The sequence below is a fragment of the Rhizorhabdus sp. P4_G6 genome (assembly GCF_056401045.1).
Genome location: NZ_JBFUKC010000016.1, coordinates 1 through 22,172, shown reverse-complemented (window position 1 = coordinate 22,172; position 22,172 = coordinate 1). Strand labels below are relative to the sequence as shown.

The following is a 22,172-nucleotide window of genomic DNA, read 5'->3' as shown; positions in this document are numbered from 1 at the left end:
GGGTGTCCACCCGCACAAGACTGGTCGTCCGGCACAGGAGGCGGATCGGACGGTATCAGGAGTTACACCGGCCGGTTCGCGCCGCCATTGTCGAGCACCTGGCGTATCTTGACGCCCAGCTGGGTTACGCTGAAGGGCTTGGGCAGAAAGGCCACGCCGGCATCGAGCATGCCATTATGAACGACGGCATTTCTGGTATAGCCGGTCGTGAACAGGATTTTCAGGTCCGGGCGCATCGCCAGCGCATTGTCGGCGAGTTTGCGGCCGTTCATCTCGGGCATCACGATATCGGTGAAGAGCATGTCGATGGTCGGCTGTTCGGCGAGCGCCTCCAGCGCTTCGGTGCCATTGGCGGCCGAGACTACGAGATAGCCAAGGTCGCGTAGGGCATCGACGGAGAAGTGGCGGACCCGCTGCTCGTCCTCGACGACCAGGATCACCTCGCCCCGCCGCGCCTGCGGCACGGCTGTCTTGTCATGGCTCAGGCGGTCCAGCGGGGTGACGGCCTCGCCATGATGGCGAGGCAGATACAGCTTTACCGTGGTGCCCTGTCCGGGTTCGGAATAGATCGCGGCATGGCCGCCGGTCTGCTTCATGAACCCGAAAATCTGGCTTAGGCCGAGGCCGGTGCCCTTGCCGACGGGTTTGGTTGTGAAGAAGGGATCGAACGCGCGGGCCGCTACCTCGGGAGTCATGCCGGTTCCGGAGTCGGTGACGCTGAGCATCACATATTGACCTGCTACGACACCGCCGCGGGTGCTGGCATATTCGTCATCGAGATAGGCGTTCGCCGTTTCGATCGTCACACGCCCGCCGCCGGCCATCGCATCGCGCGCGTTGACGCCCAGGTTGAGGATTGCATTTTCCAGCTGGCCGGGGTCGGCGAAGGTTCGCCACAGTCCGCCGGCGAGGACGGTTTCTATCATATATTCCTCGCCGAGCGTCCGCTGCAGCAGTTCGGACATGCCGGCAACCAGCTTGTTGACGTCGAGCGTCAGCGGCGCGAGCGGTTGCTGCCGGGAAAAAGCGAGCAGCCGTGCAGTCAATGAGGCGGCGCGCTCGGCACCCTCATAGGCAGCGTCGATATTGCGCTCGAGCCGTTCGGGATCGTTGAGGCGTCGCTTGGCAAGATCGAGGCTACCGATCACGATGGCGAGCATATTGTTGAAATCATGCGCGATTCCGCCGGTCAGCTGCCCGATCGACTCGATCTTCTGCATCTGGCGAATTTGCTCCTCGGCGTTCTCGCGCGCCGCCATCTGATCGCGCAGCTTCCGCTCGGCGCCGATCGCTTCGTCACGCGCCGCCAGAAGCTCGCCTTCGCGCTTTCCGCTGTCGGTGATGATGATCGAAGCGACCAGCAGCACGACCAGCACCGTGGCGACCAGCGTCCCGCCCAGGATCCGCACCAGCAATTCGGCGCTACGCTGCCGTTCGGATAGCAGCTTTTCCTCTTCCTTGATCATGCGGTTTATCACGCGGAGCGCCGCCTGCATGCGCCGGAAGCCTTCGCCGGACTCGATCCGGGCGACTTCATCCTGCAGTTCGCCAGCGTCGACGGCGGCCACGCCGCGCATGGCAAAAGCCACCTTGGCATTGAGCGTCTTGCGGAGAGGAGCAATATTGGCGAGCTGCGTTGGATTGTCGCGGATCTCCTGCTGCAGCCGGTCTACTGCCGGACCAAGTTCGCTTGCCAGCTGGACCAGCTGGGCCTTCATGCGCCGATCGCGGGTCAGCACATAGCCGCGATGATCGGATTCGATCGCGCGGACATGATCGGTAAGTTCGGTAAGCTGGACTTCGACACGGAGCGAATGTGCCGCCCATTCTCCCGATCGGCTCTGCTCGCGCGTCAGAAACAGGGCCGCGATGACAGCCAGCATGGCGACCGCCAGACCGACCACGGCCAGGAACGGAATGCGATGCCTGACGACCCCCATGCGGATTTATTAGGCGTCTGTGGGACGGTCGCAAGAGAAAATGGCCGGCTCCCCGTACTTTTGCGGAAGAAGTCACGGAGAACCCGGGCGGGATTCACCGCGACGCTGCGACGATGTCTGCCCATCCTGCTTCGTCGACAACATCGATGCCCAGCTCCGCCGCTTTTTTCAGCTTCGATCCGGCGCCTGGACCCGCCACGACCAGATCGGTCTTTGCCGAAACCGATCCCGATACTTTAGCGCCCAGCGCTTCGGCTTGGGATTTGGCCTCGTCGCGTGACATAGTCTCGAGCGAGCCGGTGAAGACCACGGTCTTGCCGCTGACGGCCGATGCCCGTGTCTCATGGATGACGTCTGCCGGCTGTAGCTGGTCGAGCAGGTCGGCAACGGCGACGGCATTATGCGGTTCGGCAAAGAAGTCGATCAGGGCGAAGGCGACCTCCGGCCCTACGCCGGGGGTCTCGATGATCGCCGCGAGTTCCTTCGCCACGCGCGCCGCGAACTTCTGATCGCTTTCGCCGATGGCCTGAACGGCCGCCTCGCGTGCGGCAACCGCGCGATCGATCATCCCCTTCAGCGCGTCCCAACTGCGATAGCGGCGGGCGAGATCGCGCGCCGTCACCTCGCCGACATGACGAATGCCCAGCGCGAACAGGAAGCGATCGAGCGGCGGTGACCGTTTCGCGTCGATCGCCGTGATCAGGTTGGCCGCCGACACCTCCGCCCAGCGCTCCCGGGACAGCAGAATGTCCTTGGTCAGACGGAAGATGTCGGCCGGCGTTTCGACCAGCCGGTCGCGAAAGAAGCTTTCGATATGGACGAGGCCGAGGCCTTCGATGTCGAGGGCGTGGCGGGACACGAAGTGGCGAAGCCGCTCGACGCGTTGGGCCGGGCAGATCAGCCCGCCGGTGCAGCGATAGTCGACTTCGCCCGGCTCACGCTCGGCCGCCGATCCGCATTCCGGACAGATCTCCGGGAAGGGCCAGCTGCCGCGGCTCTCGTCGCGCGACAGATTATCGACGATCTGCGGGATCACGTCGCCGGCGCGCTGGACGATTACACGGTCGCCGGGCCAGACACCGAGCCGTCCGATCTCGTCGGCATTGTGCAGTGTCGCGTTGGTGACGACGACGCCGCCGACCGTCACCGGCTCAAGGCGCGCCACCGGGGTCAGTTTGCCGGTGCGGCCGACCTGGATGTCGATCGCGTTGAGCAGCGTCTGCGCCTTCTCGGCGGGAAATTTATGCGCGATCGCCCAGCGCGGAAATCTAGTGACGAAACCAAGCCGTCGTTGCCAGTCTAGGCGATTAACCTTATAAACCACACCATCTATATCGAATGGCAGGGCTGCGCGCCGCGTCTCGATATCACGATAATGCGCTAACGCTTCATCTACCGATTCCACGACTTTCAAATCGTTCGAAACAGGAATTCCCATTGCTTCGATCGCATCCATCACACCTTTCTGAGTCTCAGCTGGCTGGGCCGAAATACTGCCCCAGCCATGAGCGAGGAATTGCAAGGGACGAGACCGAGTCACTTCAGGGTCTACTTGGCGTAAAGATCCGGCAGCTGCATTGCGCGGATTCGCGAATATTTTGCCGCCATTTTTCGCTTGTCTCTCGTTTAGTTCGGTGAAGTCATCTTTCGCCATGAAAACTTCACCCCGAATTTCAAAAACATCTGGGGGAGTTGAAAATAGGTTCCCCCCTGTTCGCAATTTGGGCGATACGCCTCTGACAAATCGTACATTGGGAGTGACATCTTCCCCGATTGTGCCATCGCCTCTCGTTAAAGCTTGGACGAGGAGACCTTTCTCAAAGCGCAAAGAGCAGGATAATCCGTCAATTTTCGGTTCGGCCGTTAGCGTTATGATGGAGCTTTTTGCTAAGCTCAGGAACTTGCGCACCCGTTCGACGAAGTCAGTTACGTCCTCATCGCTGAAGGCGTTGTCTAGGCTAAACATCTGCGCGGCGTGTGGCGCCTTCGCTAAGCGCCCCGATGGCGTTGCTCCTACCAGCTTCGAAGGCGAGTCTGCGCGGATCAGGTGCGGAAACTCCGCTTCCAACTCAGTGTTTTCGCGCATCAGCGCGTCATAATCAGCATCCGAAATCTCCGGTGCATCTTCGCGATGATAGAGCGCGTTGTGTCGCGCGATCTCAGTCGCAAGGAAGGCGAGCCGCTCGGCGGCCTGAGATTCGGTGGTCATAGGCGCGTTCTAACGTCCGTTTTGTTCAATTTGAACCGTTTGTCCGAGCGAAGTCGAGGGACGCGTCGTACGCCAACGTGTCTCGACTTCGCTCGACACGAACGGATGCTTCAAGCTGAAAGCCAACTATGGGGTTGGACGAGGGCGACTGTCGATACCTCGAGGTGCCACCTTCGCCGCCTTCAGCCGCGTCCGAGGACTGCGGCTCACGCCACTTTCGTCTCCAGCGGCGCACTAACCAGCGCCGCTATGGAGCGTTGCATCTGATCCGCGGTGAAGGGCTTGAAGAGCAGCGCCATGCGGTCGTCCAGCTCGCCCAGCTCGGAGGCATTGGCATTGCCGGTGATGATGATCGCGGGCAGCCCCGGGCGTGTCTGCCGGGCGCGGCGGACCAGTTCCGTCCCCGCCAGTTGCGGCATGGCATAGTCGGTGATCAGGACGTCCACCGGCCATGTGCCGTCGCTCAGGAGTGTCAGCGCCTCGAAGCCGTCGGCAGCGGTCGTCACCCGATGACCGATGTCGCTCAGCATCGCGCCCGATGTGGCGCGGACGCCTTCATGATCGTCGACCAGCAATATCGCGCGCGGATTGGCGGTCTCCATCGGCAGCGCGGGGCTCTCGATCTCCTCCAGCTGCGCCGAAGCGTCCGGCGCACGCGGCAGCCAGATCTGGACCCTGGTGCCTTCGCCCAGCCGGCTGTCGATCCGCATCGTGCCGCCCGATTGCTGCGCAAACCCGTAGACCATGCTGAGCCCCAGCCCGGTGCCCTTGCCGACGGGCTTGGTGGTGAAGAACGGCTCCATCACGCGCTCGATCATGTCGGGCGGGATGCCGGCCCCGATGTCGGCGACCTCGAAGACGACATAGCTGCCCGCCTTCAGCCCGGCATGGTCGTGCGCAAGCGCTTGGTTCGAGACGGAGACGGTGATCGTACCGCCCTGCGGCATGGCGTCGCGCGCGTTGATGATGAGGTTCATCAACGCGAGTTCGAGCTGCGCATCGTCCGCATATGCATGCCAGACGCCGCTATCGGTATTCCATTGCAGCTCGATGAGCCCGCCGAGCGTGTGGGCGAGCAGATCGTTGACGGCGCCGGCCAGCGCCGCGACGTCGATCGGCGCCGGTTCCAGTCGCTGCTTGCGGGCGAAGGCGAGCAGCCGCGCGACGAGCTCGGCGCCCTGCTCGGCGGCGCGCTTCGTCATGGTAATGATCTTGCGCTGGTCGTCCTCCAGCGCAACGCGGCGCTCGATCATGCCGAGGCCGCCGAGAACCGCCGCGAGCAGGTTGTTGAAATCATGCGCGATGCCGCCGGTCAGCTTGCCGATCGCATCCATCTTGCGCGATTGCAGCAGCTGGATTTCGAGCTCCTTGCGATCGGTGACGTCGAGCAAGGTTCCGGCGAGCTCGAAGGGGAGTCCCTCGGCATCGTGGAGAAGCACGGCCTGGTCGAGGAAATGCTTGTAGCTCCCGTCGGCGCACTGCCAGCGATATTCGACGGCGAGGCCCTGGCCCTCGGCGCGGCCCGCCATCGCCTGCTCGACACGCTGGCGGTCGTCGGGATGGAGCCGCTTGCGCCAGAGGTCGGGAGAATGCCGGAGATCGTCGAATTCGAAACCGGTGAGGACCTTGAAATTGCCGCTGACATATTTTGGCACCCGCGGCGATGCGTGCGGGTCCTCGAGATAGAGCATGATCGGGAGCGACTCGATTATCGCAAGCTGGCGTTGCTCGGCCAGCCGCAGCTCCTGTTCGGTACGCAGCAGTTCCGCATTGGCCCGCAGATTCTCGTCGAGCAGCAGCTGTTCGGCGCGGGCCTTGCGCTGGATCTCGCGGCGCATCTGGTAGAGGTCGACGAACACCGCCACCTTCGATTGCAGCACCACCGGCTCGACCGGCTTGAACACATAATCGACCGCGCCCATCGAATAGCCGCGGATCAGATGCTCTGTCTCCTTGTTCACGGCCGACAGGAAGATGATCGGGATGCGCTTGGTCTGCTCGCGGCCCCGGATGATCTGGGCGGTCTCATACCCATCCATCATCGGCATATAGACGTCGAGCAGGATGACCGCGAACTCGCCTTTCAGAAGGTGCCGCAGCGCCTCCTCGCCCGATCGCGCGAGAACGACGTCGGCGACATCCTCAAGCACGGTCTGCAAGGCGAGCAGGTTGCGTTCGTCGTCGTCGACGACGAGTATCCTCGCCCGCTCGTCGCCGAAGGCATCGGAACCCTTCATAGGGGCGCTGTCGTTTTTCACCGGCATTCGCGCAATCACTCGGCGGCCGAGTGGGCAAGTTCTTCGGCGGACCATTCGCGCGAACGGCCGACCCAGACTCTGAGCAGCGCGAGCAGCAGCTCGATGTCGACGGGCTTGGCGATATAGTCCGATGCGCCGGCGTCGAGGCATTTCTGCCGGTCGCCCTTCATCGCCTTGGCCGTGACCGCGATCAGCGGTAGATCGGCCAGCTTCGGACGATGGCGGATCTGCTGCATCGTCTCGTAACCGTCCATCTCTGGCATCATGATGTCGATCAGCGCGATATCGATACCAGGCGTCTGTTCGAGGATGAGGATGCCGTCCTGCCCGCGTTCGGCGTGGAGGACCTCGACATTGTAGCTTTCGAGCACGCTGGTCAGCGAATAGATGTTTCGGATATCGTCGTCGACAATGAGTATCTTGGCGCCGGCCAGCTCGGGCACCGCGCGGGGCGATGGACTGGTGCCGTCGCGGTCGATCAGGGTCAGCGAAGGATTGTGCGGCTGGTTTCTCGCCAGTTCGGCCAGGGCGGAGAAGACATCCTTCAGTTGGCCCGTCGTCGCTGGTTTCTCGGTGATGCCGATCGCACCCAGGACCTGCGCTTCCGCCAATCGGTCAGCGCCCGAAATGACATGGACCGGGATGCGCATCGTCTGGGGGTCATGCTTCAGCAGGTCGAGCAGCACGAAGCCATCGATGTCTGACAGGCCGAGGTCGAGCGTGATCGCGTTCGGCTGCATCTTGCGCACCGTGTTGAGAGTGCCGGCTCCCGCGGTGGAGATCACGCCCTTGAGCCCGGCCTCATGCGCCACGTCGAGCAGGATGGATGCGAAAGCCGGGTCGTCTTCGACGATGAGAACGAACGGCGCATCGCCGATGCCGTCGCGGTCGTCGGTTACCTCCATCGGCGCGGGCAGGGCGTTAGGCACGTTCGCGCCGCTATTGTCGTAGCGCGCGGTCGCACCGCCGCCGCTGATTGCCGCCGGGGCGATCGCTTGAGTGGGAACGAACAGGGTGAAGGTCGAGCCTGAGCCGGGGGTCGACCGGACCTGCAGCTCGCCGCCCAACAGCCGCGCGATTTCGCGGCTGATCGAAAGGCCCAACCCGGTTCCGCCATATTTGCGGCTGGTCGTGCCGTCGGCCTGCTGGAATGCCTCGAAGATCAGCTTCTGCTTATCCTTCGGAATGCCGATGCCGGTGTCCGTGACCGCAATCTCCACCACGCCGTCGGCATTGCGCAGCACTGGGTGATTGGTGCTCCATCCCGCCGTGGCATTGCGAACCGCAAGCGTCACGCTGCCATGCGCGGTGAACTTGAAGGCGTTGGACAGCAGGTTCAGCACAACCTGCTGCAGGCGCTTTTCATCGGTGCGGATCGCGCCGGGCAGGGCGCCTTCGAACTCGACCCGGAACTCGAGATTCTTGTCGGCCGCAAGCTGGCGGAAGGTCCGCTCCATATGCTGCTTGAGGCTGTTCATCGGCATATCGCCGAGCTCGATCGAGACGGTGCCCGACTCGATCTTCGACAGATCGAGGATGTCGTTGATCAGGCTCAACAGATCCGAGCCGGCCGAGTGGATGGTGCGGGCGAACTCGGTCTGCTTCTCATTGAGATTGCCCTGCGGATTGTCCGCCAGCAGCTTCGAGAGGATCAGCAGCGAATTGAGCGGTGTACGCAACTCGTGCGACATGTTGGCCAGGAACTCGGATTTGTACTTGGAGGTGAGGGCGAGCTGCTCGGCCTTCTCCTCGACGGCGCGGCGGGCCATGTCGATTTCGAGGTTCTTCGCCTCGACCTGGCGTTTCTCATTCTCGAGAAGCTGCGCCTTTTCCTGCAATTCCTCGTTGGTTGCGTGAAGCTCTTCCTGCTTTGTGGTAAGTTCGGTCTGGCGTGCTTGCAGCTCCTGGGTCAGCAGCTGGGACTGCTTGAGCAGGCCTTCGGTGCGCATCGTCGCGGCGATCGTGTTGAGCACGATGCCGACCGATTCCATCAGCTGGTCGAGAAAGCTCTGGTGGGTCTCGTTGAACTCGCTGAACGAGGCAAGTTCGATCACCGCCTTGACGTCGTCCTCGAACAGCGCCGGCAGGATGTTGACGTTGGCGGGCGCGGCGTGGCCGAGGCCGGAACCGATCCGGACGAAGTCGGCGGGTGCGTTCTTCAGCAGGATCGGCCGCTTGTCGGCGGCGGCTTGGCCGACCAGTCCCTCGCGCAGGTTGAAGACGGGCTTCAGCTCCTCGCGCTTTTCGGCGCCATAGCTCGCCGCCAGTTCGAGGACCGTCTCATTCTCCTCGCGCTTGGCGACGTAGAACACCCCATATTGGGCGTTCACCAGCGGTGCCAGTTCGGACATGATCAGGTTCGACACTGTGGTCAGGTCGCGCTCGCCCTGCAGCATCCGCGAGAAGCGTGCGAGGTTGGTCTTCAGCCAATCCTGCTCCGCATTCTTCAAGGTCTGTTCCTTGAGGTTGCGGATCATCTCGTTGATGTTGTCCTTGAGCGCAGCCATCTCGCCCGAGGCTTCCACCGCCACCGAGCGGGTAAGGTCGCCCTTGGTGACCGCGGTCGCCACGTCGGCGATCGAGCGCACCTGGTTGGTCAGGTTGGTCGCCATCGCGTTGACGTTGTCGGTAAGGTCGCGCCACAGGCCCGAGGCGCCCGGCACGCGTGCCTGGCCGCCCAGCTTGCCTTCGATGCCGACCTCGCGGGCCATGTTGGTGACCTGGTCGCCGAAAGTGGACAGCGTATCGATCATGAAGTTGATCGTCTCGGCCAGCGCCGCGATCTCGCCCTTGGCGTCCACCGTCAGCTTGCGCTTGAGGTTGCCCTGCGCCACCGCGGTCACCACGTCGGCGATGCCGCGCACCTGATTGGTGAGATTGGTCGCCATGAGGTTCACATTGTCGGTCAGATCCTTCCAGGTGCCGCCCACGCCGGGCACCTGCGCCTGGCCGCCGAGCTTGCCTTCGGTGCCGACCTCGCGCGCCACGCGAGTCACTTCCGAGGCGAAGCCGTTGAGCTGATCGACCATGACGTTGATCGTGTCCTTCAGCGCGAGAATCTCGCCCTTCACGTCGACCGTGATCTTCTTGGACAAATCGCCTCTTGCCACCGCGGTGGTGACGTCGGCGATGTTGCGGACCTGGCCGGTGAGGTTGTCCGCCATCAGGTTGACGTTGTCGGTGAGGTCCTTCCAGGTGCCAGCGACGCCGCGCACCTGGGCCTGGCCGCCCAGTTTACCCTCGGTGCCGACCTCGCGCGCCACGCGGGTGACTTCGGATGCGAAGCTGTTGAGCTGGTCGACCATCGTATTGATCGTGTTCTTCAGCTCGAGGATTTCGCCCTTCACGTCGACGGTGATCTTCTTGGAAAGATCGCCCAGGGCCACGGCGGTGGTTACCTCGGCGATGTTGCGGACCTGGCCGGTCAGGTTCGCCGCCATCGCGTTCACATTATCGGTCAGATCCTTCCAGGTGCCGCCGACGCCTTCGACCTGGGCCTGTCCGCCGAGCTTGCCTTCCGAACCCACTTCGCGCGCCACGCGGGTAACTTCGGATGCAAAGCTGTTGAGCTGGTCGACCATGGTGTTGATGGTGTTCTTGAGCTCGAGGATCTCGCCCTTCACGTCGACGGTGATCTTCTTGGACAAGTCGCCTCTTGCCACGGCTGTTGTCACCTCGGCGATATTGCGCACCTGGCCGGTCAGGTTGCCGGCCATCAGGTTGACGTTGTCGGTGAGATCCTTCCAGGTGCCGGCAACGCCTTCGACCTGCGCCTGGCCGCCGAGCTTACCTTCGGAACCCACTTCGCGCGCCACGCGGGTGACTTCCGATGCGAAGCTGTTGAGCTGGTCGACCATGACGTTGATGGTGTTCTTGAGCTCGAGGATCTCACCCTTCACGTCGACGGTGATCTTCTTCGACAAGTCGCCGCGGGCAACCGCGGTGGTCACGTCAGCGATGTTGCGGACCTGGCCGGTCAGGTTGTCGGCCATCAGGTTGACGTTGTCGGTGAGATCCTTCCACGTGCCGGCGACGCCGGGCACCTGCGCCTGGCCGCCGAGCTTGCCTTCGGTGCCGACCTCGCGGGCCACGCGGGTCACTTCGGACGCGAAGCCGTTGAGCTGGTCGACCATGACGTTGATGGTGTTCTTCAGCTCGAGGATCTCGCCCTTCACGTCGACGGTGATCTTTTTCGACAGATCGCCCGAGGCGACGGCGGTGGTCACCTCGGCGATGTTGCGGACCTGGCCGGTGAGGTTGTCGGCCATCAGGTTGACGTTGTCGGTCAGATCCTTCCACGTGCCGGCGACGCCGGGCACCTGCGCCTGGCCGCCGAGCTTGCCTTCGGTGCCGACTTCGCGGGCGACGCGGGTCACTTCCGAGGCGAAGCTGTTGAGCTGGTCGACCATGACGTTGATGGTGTTCTTGAGCTCGAGGATCTCACCCTTCACGTCGACGGTGATCTTCTTCGACAGATCGCCCGAGGCGACGGCGGTGGTCACCTCGGCGATGTTACGGACCTGGCCGGTGAGGTTGTCGGCCATCAGGTTGACGTTGTCGGTGAGGTCCTTCCACGTGCCGGCGACGCCTTCGACGCGCGCCTGGCCGCCAAGCTTTCCCTCGGTGCCGACTTCGCGGGCGACGCGCGTCACTTCCGATGCGAAGCTATTGAGCTGGTCCACCATCGTATTGATGGTGTTCTTAAGCTCGAGGATTTCGCCCTTCACCTCGACGGTGATCTTCTTGGAAAGATCGCCCGAGGCGACGGCGGTGGTCACCTCGGCGATATTACGGACCTGGCCGGTCAGGTTCGCCGCCATCAGGTTCACGTTGTCGGTGAGATCCTTCCAGGTGCCGGCGACACCCTTCACGGTCGCCTGGCCGCCCAGCTTGCCTTCGGTGCCCACTTCGCGGGCGACGCGGGTCACTTCCGAGGCGAACGACGCCAGCTGACCCACCATCGTGTTCACGACATTGCCGATGCGCAGGAATTCGCCGCGCAGGGCTCGCCCGTCGATCTCGACCGTCATCGATTGGGAAAGGTCGCCCTTGGCGACGGCGCCGATCACGCGCGCGACCTCGGCGGTCGGCTGGACCATGTCCTCGATCAGCTCGTTGACCGAGCGAATCGCGTTCTCCCAGCCGCCCGTCGCCGATTTGACGCGTCCCCGCTGGGTGATCTTGCCTTCCTTGCCGACCACGATCGAGAGCCGCCCCAGCTCCTCGGTGATCTGCTGGTTGATTTCGACGACTTCATTGAACAGCTGTGCGATCTCGTTGTCCGGCCCCGAGAAATCATCCCGAAGGCGAACCGAGAAGTCGCCGCGGCGAAGACTGCGCAGCGCAGACACCAGGTGACGGCGGTCGAGACCGTCGATGGGGGTTTCGGCGTTCACTAACGGCTCCCTGTTCGTCTCCCCCCCGTTTTGAGTGTCGCTCAGCCCCCCGGCCCGCTCTGCGGCTCATAGCACGTCCGATCCGTTCGTCTCCAGCGATTTTCGTTACGCTCTCAGTGGCTTGGGCCGCTGCTGGAGGCCGCGCGGCCGTTATCCGATCAAAACGGCGGATGAATGTGTCAAAACCGAAGGGTTGCTGAAATCGTGGATCGATTTCTTCTAAGGGTCAGGCGGCCTCGAGCAGTCGCATCGCCTGGGCCCGCGCCTCGGCGGTGACCTCGTTGCCCGAAAGCATGCGCGCGATCTCCTCCTGCCGTTCGTCCGCGTCGAGCGGACGGACGCCGGTGCGGGTGACCAGCCCGTCATGGCTTTTCGCGATCAGCCAGTGGTTGCGGCCGCGCGCGGCGACTTGCGGACTGTGGGTGACGACCAGCAGCTGGGCGTTGCGAGCCAAGCGTTGCAGCCGTTCGCCGATGGCACTTGCCACGGCGCCGCCGACGCCGCGATCGATCTCGTCGAAGATCATCGTGGTGGCAGCGCCTTGCTCGGCCAGCGCGACCTTGAGCGCGAGGATGAATCGCGACAGTTCGCCGCCGCTGGCGATCTTGATCAGTGGTGCAAATGGGGCGCCGGGATTGGTCGATATCTCGAACTCCACCCGATCACGCCCGGCCGGAGACCAGCCGCTCTCGGGCAGCGTCTCGACAACGGTGCGAAAGCGCGCGGCATCGAGCTTGAGTGGAGCCAGTTCACCGGCTACCGCCGCATCGAGCCGAGCCGCGGCGGCGCGCCGCGCCTCGCTCAGCCCAACCGCGGCGTCGTCATAGGCCTGGCGGGTCGCCCGCGCTTCCGCTTCGAGCTTGGCCAGCCCGGCGTCCCCGGCTTCGATCCGGTCGAGGCGCGCGGCCAGTTCATCGCGCAGTGCAGCCAACCCGTCCGGGTCGACGCGGTGCTTGCGGGCGAGGGCGCGCAACTCGAACAAGCGGGTTTCAACGAGGTCCAGCCTGGCGGGATCGAAGCGCATCGCCTCCGCGGCGGCGGCGAGCTTGTCTTCCGCCTCGCTCGCTTCGATGACGGCGCGGTCCAGGGCCTCCAGCGCCTCGCCGAGCAGGGGATGATCGGCGGCGATGCGGTCCAGCCGCCGTGCCGCCTGGCGCAGCGCCGAGAGTCCGCCGTCCGAACCGTCGAGATGGGACGTCACCAGTTGGAGGTCGTCGGTCAGCTTGACGCCCTTCTGCATGTCCGATCGTTCGCCGGCGAGGACCGCCTCTTCGCCCGGTTCGGGCGCGAAACGGGAGAGTTCCTCGACGGCATGATCGAGCCATTCACGGTCCCGCGCTGCGTTTTCCAGGTCGCTGCGCGCGGTTTCCAGCGCGTCCTCCGCCGCCCGCCACCTCCGGTGCGCTGCGGCGACGCCGGCAACGTCGAGACGGCCGAAAATATCGAGCAGGGCGCGATGGCCCCGCGGGTTGATCAGCCCACGGTCATCGTGCTGGCCATGGATCTCGACGAGCATGCCGCCGAGCTCCCGGAGCGTCGCGGCCGATGCGGGCTGGTCGTTGATGAAGGCGCGGCTGCCGCCATCGGCCTTGACGACGCGGCGGATCACCAGCGCCTCGCTCGGGTCCGCGTCGAAGCCGTTTTCGTCGATCAATGCCAAGGCAGGATGATCGGGCTCCAGCTCGAAGCTCGCGGAGACGGTCGCCTGCGCGGCGCCGTTACGGACCAGTCCGCTATCCGCCCGCATGCCCAGCGCGAGTCCCAGCGCATCGAGCAGGATCGATTTGCCCGCGCCGGTCTCGCCCGTCAGTGTGCCGAGACCCGGCCCGAACTCTAGGTCGAGCGCCTCGATCAGCACGACGTCCCTGATGGCGAGCGCGGTAAGCATTCGGACATGTGTAGAACATGCGCCCCCGCCGCGCCAAGAGGCTGATCGCTCGGCCGCGCGGTCGGTCCTGCTTCCCTTTTCCACCGCCTGTGTCCAATAGAGGGCGATGCGGGCGGAGAAGACCATGAAGCGAATGCTAGTGCTGCTGGCCGCGCTCATGCTGTGCATCGCCATTGCCGGCGTCACCAGCTACAATAAACAGCAACCGGCATCGAACGCGGTAGAGTCTCCCGCGACAGCGGCGGCACCGCTGCCGCGTCAGCCGACCGCCTTCGGCATCAATCTCTCCTCGGTCATCTACTGGACCAACCAGCGCGCCTTCATGAATCTCGTGGCGGGCAGCGGCGCCTGGCGCTCGACCAAATCCTGGAAGGCCGTCGACCCGCGGCTGGTCGATCGGAATGGCACGCTGCTGTCGCTGCCGCCGGGCGAGCAGGCGGCCCTCGCGTTGACCAAGCCGCCCGCTGCCTATCGCGGCGATGTCGCCATCCACTGCCGGTATGACGGCAAGGGCTCGGTCAGCGGCATCGGCTCGGCCAGTCCCGCTGCCGGGCCGGGGCGGTTCGATTTCATCTGGAAACGCGAAGTCGCCACCGCCCAGATCCGGGTCGACGCAACCGATCCGGCCGATCCGATCCGGCACGTCGACTGTCGTGAGGCTGGAGCCGACCCCAAGGCGCTGTTCGACCCCGCCTTCGTCGACAGCCTGCGGCCCTATAAGGCGGTGCGGTATCTCGATTGGCAGCAGGCCAATATGAATGAAGCGGGCAACTGGGCGCTGCGCACGCCGCCGGCCGCGACGATCCAGTCGAATCCGCAGGGCGTGGCGGTCGAGCATCTCGTCGCGCTCGCCAACGCAGCGGGGGTCGATCCCTGGTTCGTGATGCCTTGGAACGCCGATGCAGCCTATATGGAAGGCTTTGCGCGCTATGTGCATGATCATCTCGATCCGGCCCGCACCGCCTATGTCGAGATCGGCAACGAGATCTGGAACATGAGCTTCCCCGCCGGGCGGCAGGCCTTGGCCGAGGGGCTGGCGGCCAAGCTCGGCAAGACCGGCGATGAGGCGCGGATGCGCCGCTATGCCCAGCATTCGGTGGAAGGCTTCAAGGTCTGGGAACGGATCTATGCGCGTGAGCCGAAGCGGATCGTGCGGGTGCTGTCCGGTCAGAACAGCTGGCCGCAGCTGTTTCAATATGCGCTCGATTACCAGGACACCGCCCGCCATGCCGATGCGCTGTCGACCGCGCTCTATTTTGGACAGCTCCTCCTCAACGACCCGCCGGCGGATAGCAGCGACATCGCGCCGTTGTTCCCGAAGCTCGAAGGCTCGATCGAATCCACCTTTGCTTCGGCGCGTCAGTTCAAGCAGATGGCCGATGCGCGCGGCCTGCGCTACATCGGCTATGAAGGCGGCCAGCACGCGAGCTATGCCGGCAAGGACCGCACGCTGATTCCCCGCCTGAACCGCGATCCGCGCATGGGCGACGCCTATCGGCTCTATCTTGCCGGTTGGGACAGGAGCTTCGGCGACCTGCTTATGATCTTCCACTCGGTCAGTCCGGCCGGCTCCTCGATGCATTTCGGTCTCGCCGAATATAGCGGCCAGCCGATTGCGGAGACGCCCAAGCGCAAGGCCGTGCTTGACGCGATCGCCGCGACGAAGCGCTGATCAAATGATGCGGCAACGCCTGCTGGGAACCTTTCTGGGGCAGGCGGCGCTGTCGCTGCGCGACCGCTACCAGCTGCTGACGGCCGGCAGGGAGGTGCTCGGGACGCTCGCCAATGACCAGCTGGCCGGGACGATGGTGGCGCGCCTCGTCCAAGACGGCGGCACCTTCATCGATGTCGGCGCGCATATCGGCTCGATCGTCGCCGAAGTGAAGCGTCACCAGCCGGGCGCAAGCATCATCGCGTTCGAGGCGATCCCCGAGAAGGCCGAGCGGCTTCGCGCGAAATTTCGCGACGTCCGGGTCGAATGCTGTGCGCTGTCCGATCGCGACGGCCAGGCGTCTTTCTTCATAGACCTGGCCCGATCGGGCTACAGCTCGCTGGCGCTGGGCCGTGGCGATGTCCGCGAGATCGAGGTGCCGCTATGTCGGCTCGATGCCTTGGTAACGGCCGCCGACGTCATCAAGATCGATGTCGAAGGTGCCGAACTCGGGGTGCTGCGCGGCGGTGCGGCGTTGATCGAGAAAACCCGCCCGGTGATCATGTTCGAGAGCGGGCCGCAGGAAGTACTCGGATATGGCAAGGTCGATCTCTGGACCTTCCTCGATGATCGCAGCTATGCGGTCCTCATCCCGAACCGCCTCGCCCATGAAGCGCCGGGGCTGACCCTGGACGGCTTTCTCGACAGCCACCGCTATCCCCGCCGGACCACCAACTATTTCGCAGTTCCGGCGGAGCGGCTCGGCGACGTCCGGGCGCAGGCCCGCCGGATTCTGCAGCTCGACTGAGATCAGCTCCCGGCGACGCGGTGCGCGAAGGCCGTCACATCGTCCAGCACCGGCGCCTTGCCGCGGAAGGGCCGGGCGAGGGCGGTGACGATGCCGACATGACCGAGGTCGTGATAAATCTTCAGCTGCGACGAAACGCCCAGCGAACGCAGCTTGCGATCCAGGTTGATAGAGTTTTTCGGCCATACCGTATCGTCGTCCGCGCCGTGCAGCAGCAGCATCGGCGGTGCCGATGCATCGGCATAGTGGATTGGCTGGGTTTCCTGGGGCCGTGGCCAGCGGCCGAAGGTCCTGACCGATATCGGCCCGTCGAGCGGCAGGAAGTCATAGGGTCCTGCGAGGCCGGCAAAACCTTTGATAGCGGCCCGATCGCGCCCGAGAAATAGCGGGTCGAGCGCGAGCATCGCCGCATTATAGGCGCCGGCGGAATGGCCGACGAGCACGATGCGGTCCGGGTCGCCGCCATATTCTGCGGCGTGCGCGCGGGTCCAGCGCACCGCTGCGGCGCAATCCTCGACGAAGCCGGGGAAATAGACCTCCGGCACAAGACGGTAATCGGGGACGATCGTGACGAAACCGGCGGCCGACAGCGCGCGAGCGGCGAAGTGATAGCCCTCGCGCGTGCCGTTCGCCCAGGATCCGCCATAGATGAACATGATCACCGGGCGCTTTCCCTTGGCCGCCGCGACCGGAGCATAGACGTCGAGCTGGCGGCGCGGGCCCTCGCCATAAGCTATGTCGGACGCGACCTTCCGGCTTCCGCCGTCCTTGGGCATCACCGTGTCGAATGCGCGCACCGGCGCGCAGGCCGCGGCCACCAGCGCACCACATATCAGCAGCGCCAGGCCGGCCAGGGTCAGCTTTGTCATCATGTCTCCGTCTCTACCCGTTATCGCCATTTACGCCAGCCGGTAGAGACTGGTTGCGTCGCGCGTTACAGTAGCGGCTATCCATCAGAGGAGGTATTTCATGATCGTTCGCAGCGGCTCCGCGCAATATTCGGGCCTCGGCAAGGAAGGGAAGGGGCATGTCTCCACCCAGTCGGGCGTGCTCGACCATCAGCCCTATGGCTTCAACACCCGTTTCGAGGATGGCAAGGGCACCAATCCCGAGGAATTGATCGCCGCGGCGCATGCCTCCTGCTTCACCATGGCGCTGAGCTTCGCGCTGGCCGGCGCGGGATATGGCGATGGTGAACTCGACACCACCGCCAGGGTTTCTCTCGATAAGGAAGGCGATGGCTTCAAGGTGACGAAATCCGCGCTGACCTTGCAGGCGAAGGTGCCCGGCATCGACCCCGACGAGTTCGCCAGACTGGCGGATGGCGCAAAGGCGAACTGCCCGATCTCGAAGCTGCTAAACGCGGAAGTGACGCTGGAGCGGACGCTGCTGTAGGGGCTGGGGAGGCCGTCGGGAGCCCTGCTTCCGCCGCCGCCCCGACAAACGAAGGGGCCGCTTTCGCGACCCCTTCTCCCAGTCGGCTCTTCAAAGCCTGTGTCGCGTCTTAGCGCTGCCGGTCGCTGTCGCGATCGCTGCCCGGCTGACCGCTCTGGCCTGACTGACCGCCCTGCTGGCGGTCGCGATCGGTTCCGCTCTGCTGGTCGCGCTGCTGGTTCTGCTGGCGATCCACCGAGCCCTGACGCTGCTGATCCTCTCGCGCAGGCTGGCCAGAACCTTGGCCAGCCTGGCTGGCTTGATTGCCCTGGCCGGCTTGCGCGCCCTGCTCCCGGCCCTGGCGCTGGCGCTGGCGCTCCAGCTGGCTTTCGCGCTGCTGATCCTGCTGGCGGTTCGGATAGGGATCCTGACTCATCTCACTATGACTGGTGCGGTCGCTGCCGCCCTGACGATTCTCGTCCATGGCATAATCTCCTGCGAATATCCCCGAACAGGGATGGGACATTAACGGGGGTTAGTGTGGGACGTTCCTGTCGCTGCGGCCAACGCCTTGGAAACACGATATTATGATAACGCAATGAGTGCGACTGCGTGTGCGCCGTTGCGGATATCGGCGGTCCACCCTAGGACGCACCGATTGAATCGAAAGGGAGCCATGCATGCCGCAGGCGTTGAGGGTTGCGCTAGCAGGTCTGGGAACGGTCGGAGCCGGCGTCATCAAGCTGCTCGACGAGAATTGTGCGCTGATCGAGCGTCGTGCCGGACGGTCGATCGAAGTTGTCGCGGTGTCCGCGCGTGATCGCTCGCGGGATCGCGGCGTCGATCTAGCCCGCTTCGGCTGGGTGGACGATGCGACGACGCTGGCGGCTGCCGACAATGTCGATGTGGTGGTCGAGCTGGTCGGCGGTGCCGACGGCCCGGCGCTGACCCTCGCGCGCGAAACCCTGTCGGCGGGCAAGCCGTTCGTCACCGCCAACAAGGCGATGATCGCCCATCATGGCCTGGAACTGGCCGAACTGGCCGAGCAGCGCGGTGTCGCCCTGAAATATGAGGCCGCGGTCGCGGGTGGTATCCCCGTCATCAAGGGCCTGCGTGAGGGCGCTGCCGCCAATGTCGTGTCCGAGGTGTTCGGCATCCTCAACGGCACCTGCAACTATATCCTCACCGAGATGGAGGAAAAGGGCAGCGATTTCGCCGCCGTTCTCGCCGAGGCACAGCGGCTGGGTTACGCCGAGGCCGATCCCAGCTTCGACATCGATGGCGTCGATGCCGGCCACAAGCTGTCGATCCTGGCGAGCCTGGCCTTCGGCACCGCCGTCGATTTCGACGCGATCCAGATCACCGGCATCCGGCATGTCATCGCCGCGGACATCGCCGAGGCGGCCGCGCTTGGTTTCCGGGTCCGGCTGGTCGGCCATGGCGAGGCCAATTCCCGGGGACTGTTCCAGAGGATTCACCCCTGCCTGGTGCCGCTCAGCCACCCGCTCGCGCATGTGTCCGGCTCGCTGAACGCGGTCGTCGCGCATGGCAATTTCGTCGGCCGGCTGTTCTTCCAGGGGCGTGGCGCGGGGGAGGGCCCCACCGCCTCCGCCGTCGTCGCCGACCTTATCGACATTGCCCGCGGCGAGACCGGCCCGGCCTTCGCCATGCCGGTGGCGTCGCTCGCCACGCCCGCGACCGCACTGGCCGGGGACCGTCGCGGCAGGGTTTATCTGCGTTTCACCGTCGCCGACCGGCCAGGCGTTCTCGCCGAGATCACGGCGGCGATGCGCGATGCCGGCGTTTCGATCGAAAGCCTCATACAGCGTGGCGCAACCGAGGACGGGAATGTCCTCATCGCGATGGTCACCCATGTCGGTCCCGAGCGCGCGGTTGCCGACGCGCTCGACCGGCTCGACGGATCGCAGAGCCTCGCGGGCAAACCTATGCTGATGCATATACTGGATGAATAGAGGCGCAGCTTCTCGACAATGTCACGAGCCTCGCCTAACGCTCCCCCGTTCCCCAATAGAGAAGGCAATCCCGCATGGTGAAGGCAAGTAACGCGCTCGACCGGGTGCTCGTTCTGGAAATGGTGCGCGTGACCGAGGCCGCGGCGATCGCCGCATCGAAGCTGGTCGGGCGTGGCGACGAGAAGGCCGCCGATCATGCTGCGGTAGAGGCCATGCGCGCAGCCTTCAACGAACTCGATTTCGACGGCACCGTGGTGATCGGCGAAGGCGAGCGCGACGAAGCGCCGATGCTCTATATCGGCGAGAAGGTGGGCTGCGGCATCGGCACCGGCCCGAAGATCGACATCGCGCTCGATCCGCTCGAAGGCACCACCATCACCGCCAAGGCCGGCCCCAACGCGCTGGCCGTGCTGGCGATCGCGGAAGAGGGCGGACTGCTCAACGCGCCTGACGTCTACATGGACAAGCTCGCGATCGGCCCGGGCTATGAGAAGGGGCTGGTCGGCCTCGATCGAACCCCAACTGAGAACGTCACCGCTCTTGCGGCGGCCAAGGGCGTCCAGCCCAACGAGATCATCGCCTGCGTGCTCGACCGCCCCCGCCACGAAAAGCTGATCGCCGAGCTGCGCAAGATCGGCTGCGGCATCGTGCTGATCCCGGACGGCGACGTTGCCGGCGTGATCGCGGTCACCGATCCCGACACCACGATCGACATCTACATGGGCTCGGGCGGCGCGCCCGAGGGCGTGCTCGCGGCAGCAGCGTTGAAGTGCGTCGGCGGCCAGTTCCAGGGCCGCCTTCTGTTCCGCAACGACGATGAAAAGGCCCGGGCCCGGAAATGGGGCGTGACCGACCTCGACCGCATCTACCAGCTCGACGACCTGGTGAAGGGCGACGCGATCTTCGCGGCGACCGGCGTCACCGACGGCTCGCTGCTCCAGGGCGTCAAGCGTCGCGCCGGCGGCACCATGACGACCGAAAGCGTGGTGATGCGCGCCTCCAGCCGCACCGTCCGCTGGGTCAAGGGCGAACACCACAAGGGATGAACTGAAGATCTCCCTCTCCCGTGGAGCTGCGGCCTTCACACATTTCCCCTCCGCTCGTCATCCCAGCGAAAGCTGGGATCTCTCTTGGCACTTCTCGACAGGTTAGCGCAGAGAGATTCCAGCTTTCGCTGGAATGACGGCGCTGGGAAATGGGGAGGGGTTCCCAGCTTGCCGATCCCCCATTAACGTCCCGCCATGCGCGCTCCCGTCCTCAACATCACCCGCTCTATCGTCGGCCAGCCGTGGCACTGGCGGGGCGGTACGGTGGACGGCATCGACGCCGATTTCGAACCCGACAGCCTCGTTACCCAGCTGCTGCTGGCGCGCGGCTGCCCTCGCGACGGGATCGAGGAGCACCGCGTCCCGACGATCCGCAATTTCATGCCCGATCCGTCGATCTTCCGCGACATGGACGCCGCCGCGGAACGGCTTGCCGATGCGGTCCAGAAGGGCGAGTCGATCACCATCTTCGGCGACTATGACGTCGATGGCGCCACATCGGCAGCGCTGCTCGTTCGCCTGCTGCGCGACTTGGGCCTACCCGCGGCGGCCTATATCCCCGACCGGCTCATGGAGGGCTATGGCCCATCGGGCGCTGCGCTGCTGCGGATCGGCGAAGCCGGCACGAAGCTGATCGTCACGGTCGATTGCGGCGCGCAGGCATTCGAGGCGCTCGCGCTCGCCCATGACGCCGGCATCGACGTGATCGTCGTCGATCATCATAAATGCGCCGCCGAGCTGCCGCGCGCGTTCGCCCTGGTCAATCCGAACCGGCTCGACGAAGCGGACGGCGCCGCGCACGGCCATCTTGCCGCGGTCGGCGTCGCCTTTCTGCTCGGCGCTGCGCTCGTCCGGCTGCTGCGTGCGCGGGGATGGTTCGCCACCCGCGCCGAGCCGCGCCTGTTGGATCTGCTCGATATCGTCGCGCTCGGCACCGTGGCCGATGTCGCGGCCCTGCGCGGGCTCAACCGGGCCTTCGTGGCGCAGGGAATCAAGGTCATGGCCGGCCGCCGCAACATCGGCATCGCCGCGCTGATCGAGGCGGCGCGGCTGACGCGCGCACCCACCTGCACCGATCTCGGCTTCGCTCTGGGCCCGCGGATCAACGCCGGGGGGCGGGTCGGCAAGTCCGATCTCGGCGTGCGGCTGCTGACCACCGAGGATCCCGAGGAGGCGCGCTTCATCGCTGCGGAACTCGACCGCCTGAACGAGGAACGCCGCGCGATCGAGAAGAGCGTCCAGGAAGAGGCCGAGGTCGCCGCGCTCACGCAGGGCAATCGCGCGGTCGCGGTGGTCGCGGGCGGCGGCTGGCATCCCGGCGTGATCGGCATCGTCGCCGGCCGGCTAAAGGAGAAGCTCGGCCGCCCGGTCATCGTGATCGCGCTGGACGCGGAGGGCGTCGGCAAGGGTTCGGGCCGCTCGATCGGCGGCGTCGACCTCGGCGCGGCGGTGCTCGCGGCCAAGGATATGGGGCTGCTCGTCGCCGGCGGCGGCCACGCCATGGCGGCGGGGCTTACCGTCGGCGCCGGCGGGGTGGATGCGCTCGCCGACTTTCTCGACGCCCGGCTGGCGAGCGCCGTCGCCGTCGCGCGCGACGACCGCGCGCTGCTGCTCGATGCGGTGGTGGCG

General features: G+C 64.9%; 13 protein-coding genes. 6 read left to right on the top strand and 7 right to left on the bottom strand.

Annotation, left to right across the window (positions count from 1 at the left end; translation table 11 throughout):
- Window positions 1–62: 62 nt before the first annotated feature.
- The 5 genes from AC1DPF_RS15025 to recN form a co-directional block, all read right to left on the bottom strand.
- On the bottom strand, window positions 63–1,940 hold the full coding sequence (locus AC1DPF_RS15025) for a CHASE3 domain-containing protein (RefSeq protein WP_477872249.1): 1,878 nt from the start codon (window positions 1,938–1,940) through the stop codon (window positions 63–65).
- A 94-nt stretch (window positions 1,941–2,034) separates the two neighbouring features.
- Window positions 2,035–4,149 carry an NAD-dependent DNA ligase LigA gene (gene ligA / locus AC1DPF_RS15020; RefSeq protein ID WP_477962165.1) on the bottom strand — a complete coding sequence of 705 codons (2,115 nt, stop codon included), beginning with the start codon at window positions 4,147–4,149 and terminating at the stop codon, window positions 2,035–2,037.
- A 206-nt stretch (window positions 4,150–4,355) separates the two neighbouring features.
- Window positions 4,356–6,386 (bottom strand): response regulator, encoded by a 2,031-nt coding sequence (locus AC1DPF_RS15015; protein WP_477962163.1) that lies wholly within the window; start codon window positions 6,384–6,386, stop codon window positions 4,356–4,358.
- Between the two features lie 35 nt (window positions 6,387–6,421).
- Window positions 6,422–11,803, bottom strand: a complete 5,382-nt coding sequence (locus AC1DPF_RS15010) for a HAMP domain-containing protein (protein WP_477962161.1) — start codon at window positions 11,801–11,803, stop codon at window positions 6,422–6,424.
- Between the two features lie 226 nt (window positions 11,804–12,029).
- Window positions 12,030–13,691, bottom strand: coding sequence for a DNA repair protein RecN (gene recN / locus AC1DPF_RS15005; RefSeq protein WP_477962159.1), 1,662 nt, complete (start codon window positions 13,689–13,691; stop codon window positions 12,030–12,032).
- A gap of 124 nt (window positions 13,692–13,815) precedes the next feature.
- On the opposite strand from recN, the gene AC1DPF_RS15000 reads away from it, so the two are divergent.
- Together AC1DPF_RS15000 and AC1DPF_RS14995 are read left to right on the top strand one after the other, a co-directional pair.
- A complete protein-coding gene (locus AC1DPF_RS15000; protein ID WP_477962157.1) occupies window positions 13,816–15,363 on the top strand; it encodes a hypothetical protein in 1,548 nt (515 codons plus the stop codon).
- A gap of 4 nt (window positions 15,364–15,367) precedes the next feature.
- Window positions 15,368–16,150 (top strand): FkbM family methyltransferase, encoded by a 783-nt coding sequence (locus AC1DPF_RS14995; RefSeq protein ID WP_477962155.1) that lies wholly within the window; start codon window positions 15,368–15,370, stop codon window positions 16,148–16,150.
- A gap of 2 nt (window positions 16,151–16,152) precedes the next feature.
- Here AC1DPF_RS14995 and AC1DPF_RS14990 read toward each other — a convergent pair whose 3' ends face one another.
- Window positions 16,153–17,019 carry an alpha/beta hydrolase gene (locus tag AC1DPF_RS14990; protein WP_477872263.1) on the bottom strand — a complete coding sequence of 289 codons (867 nt, stop codon included), beginning with the start codon at window positions 17,017–17,019 and terminating at the stop codon, window positions 16,153–16,155.
- A gap of 100 nt (window positions 17,020–17,119) precedes the next feature.
- Here AC1DPF_RS14990 and AC1DPF_RS14985 point away from each other — a divergent pair, with 100 nt between their 5' ends.
- Window positions 17,120–17,545 carry an OsmC family protein gene (locus AC1DPF_RS14985; RefSeq protein ID WP_477872265.1) on the top strand — a complete coding sequence of 142 codons (426 nt, stop codon included), beginning with the start codon at window positions 17,120–17,122 and terminating at the stop codon, window positions 17,543–17,545.
- A gap of 109 nt (window positions 17,546–17,654) precedes the next feature.
- On the opposite strand, the gene AC1DPF_RS14980 is transcribed toward AC1DPF_RS14985, so the two are convergent.
- Window positions 17,655–18,008 carry a hypothetical protein gene (locus AC1DPF_RS14980; RefSeq protein ID WP_477872267.1) on the bottom strand — a complete coding sequence of 118 codons (354 nt, stop codon included), beginning with the start codon at window positions 18,006–18,008 and terminating at the stop codon, window positions 17,655–17,657.
- Between the two features lie 196 nt (window positions 18,009–18,204).
- Between AC1DPF_RS14980 and AC1DPF_RS14975 the strand changes: the two genes are divergently transcribed.
- From AC1DPF_RS14975 to recJ, 3 genes are all read left to right on the top strand, one after another.
- Entirely contained in the window at window positions 18,205–19,497 is a 1,293-nt protein-coding gene (locus tag AC1DPF_RS14975; RefSeq protein ID WP_477962153.1) for a homoserine dehydrogenase, read from the top strand.
- 74 nt (window positions 19,498–19,571) lie between these two features.
- A complete protein-coding gene (gene glpX / locus AC1DPF_RS14970) occupies window positions 19,572–20,543 on the top strand; it encodes a class II fructose-bisphosphatase (RefSeq protein WP_477872271.1) in 972 nt (323 codons plus the stop codon).
- Between the two features lie 195 nt (window positions 20,544–20,738).
- The coding region (gene recJ / locus AC1DPF_RS14965) for a single-stranded-DNA-specific exonuclease RecJ (protein WP_477962151.1) at window positions 20,739–22,172 on the top strand (1,434 nt) is incomplete at its 3' end.

What these genes read in the sequence shown, in the direction of transcription:
- AC1DPF_RS15025 (WP_477872249.1), bottom strand. Translation starts at nt 1,940, where the DNA reads ATGGGGGTCGTCAGGCATCGCATTCCGTTCCTGGCCGTGGTCGGTCTG.
- AC1DPF_RS15000 (WP_477962157.1), top strand. Translation starts at nt 13,816, where the DNA reads ATGAAGCGAATGCTAGTGCTGCTGGCCGCGCTCATGCTGTGCATCGCC.
- AC1DPF_RS14995 (WP_477962155.1), top strand. Translation starts at nt 15,368, where the DNA reads ATGATGCGGCAACGCCTGCTGGGAACCTTTCTGGGGCAGGCGGCGCTG.
- recN (WP_477962159.1), bottom strand. Translation starts at nt 13,691, where the DNA reads ATGCTTACCGCGCTCGCCATCAGGGACGTCGTGCTGATCGAGGCGCTC.
- AC1DPF_RS14985 (WP_477872265.1), top strand. Translation starts at nt 17,120, where the DNA reads ATGATCGTTCGCAGCGGCTCCGCGCAATATTCGGGCCTCGGCAAGGAA.
- ligA (WP_477962165.1), bottom strand. Translation starts at nt 4,149, where the DNA reads ATGACCACCGAATCTCAGGCCGCCGAGCGGCTCGCCTTCCTTGCGACT.
- AC1DPF_RS14990 (WP_477872263.1), bottom strand. Translation starts at nt 17,019, where the DNA reads ATGACAAAGCTGACCCTGGCCGGCCTGGCGCTGCTGATATGTGGTGCG.
- AC1DPF_RS14975 (WP_477962153.1), top strand. Translation starts at nt 18,205, where the DNA reads ATGCCGCAGGCGTTGAGGGTTGCGCTAGCAGGTCTGGGAACGGTCGGA.
- AC1DPF_RS15015 (WP_477962163.1), bottom strand. Translation starts at nt 6,386, where the DNA reads ATGAAGGGTTCCGATGCCTTCGGCGACGAGCGGGCGAGGATACTCGTC.
- glpX (WP_477872271.1), top strand. Translation starts at nt 19,572, where the DNA reads ATGGTGAAGGCAAGTAACGCGCTCGACCGGGTGCTCGTTCTGGAAATG.
- AC1DPF_RS14980 (WP_477872267.1), bottom strand. Translation starts at nt 18,008, where the DNA reads ATGGACGAGAATCGTCAGGGCGGCAGCGACCGCACCAGTCATAGTGAG.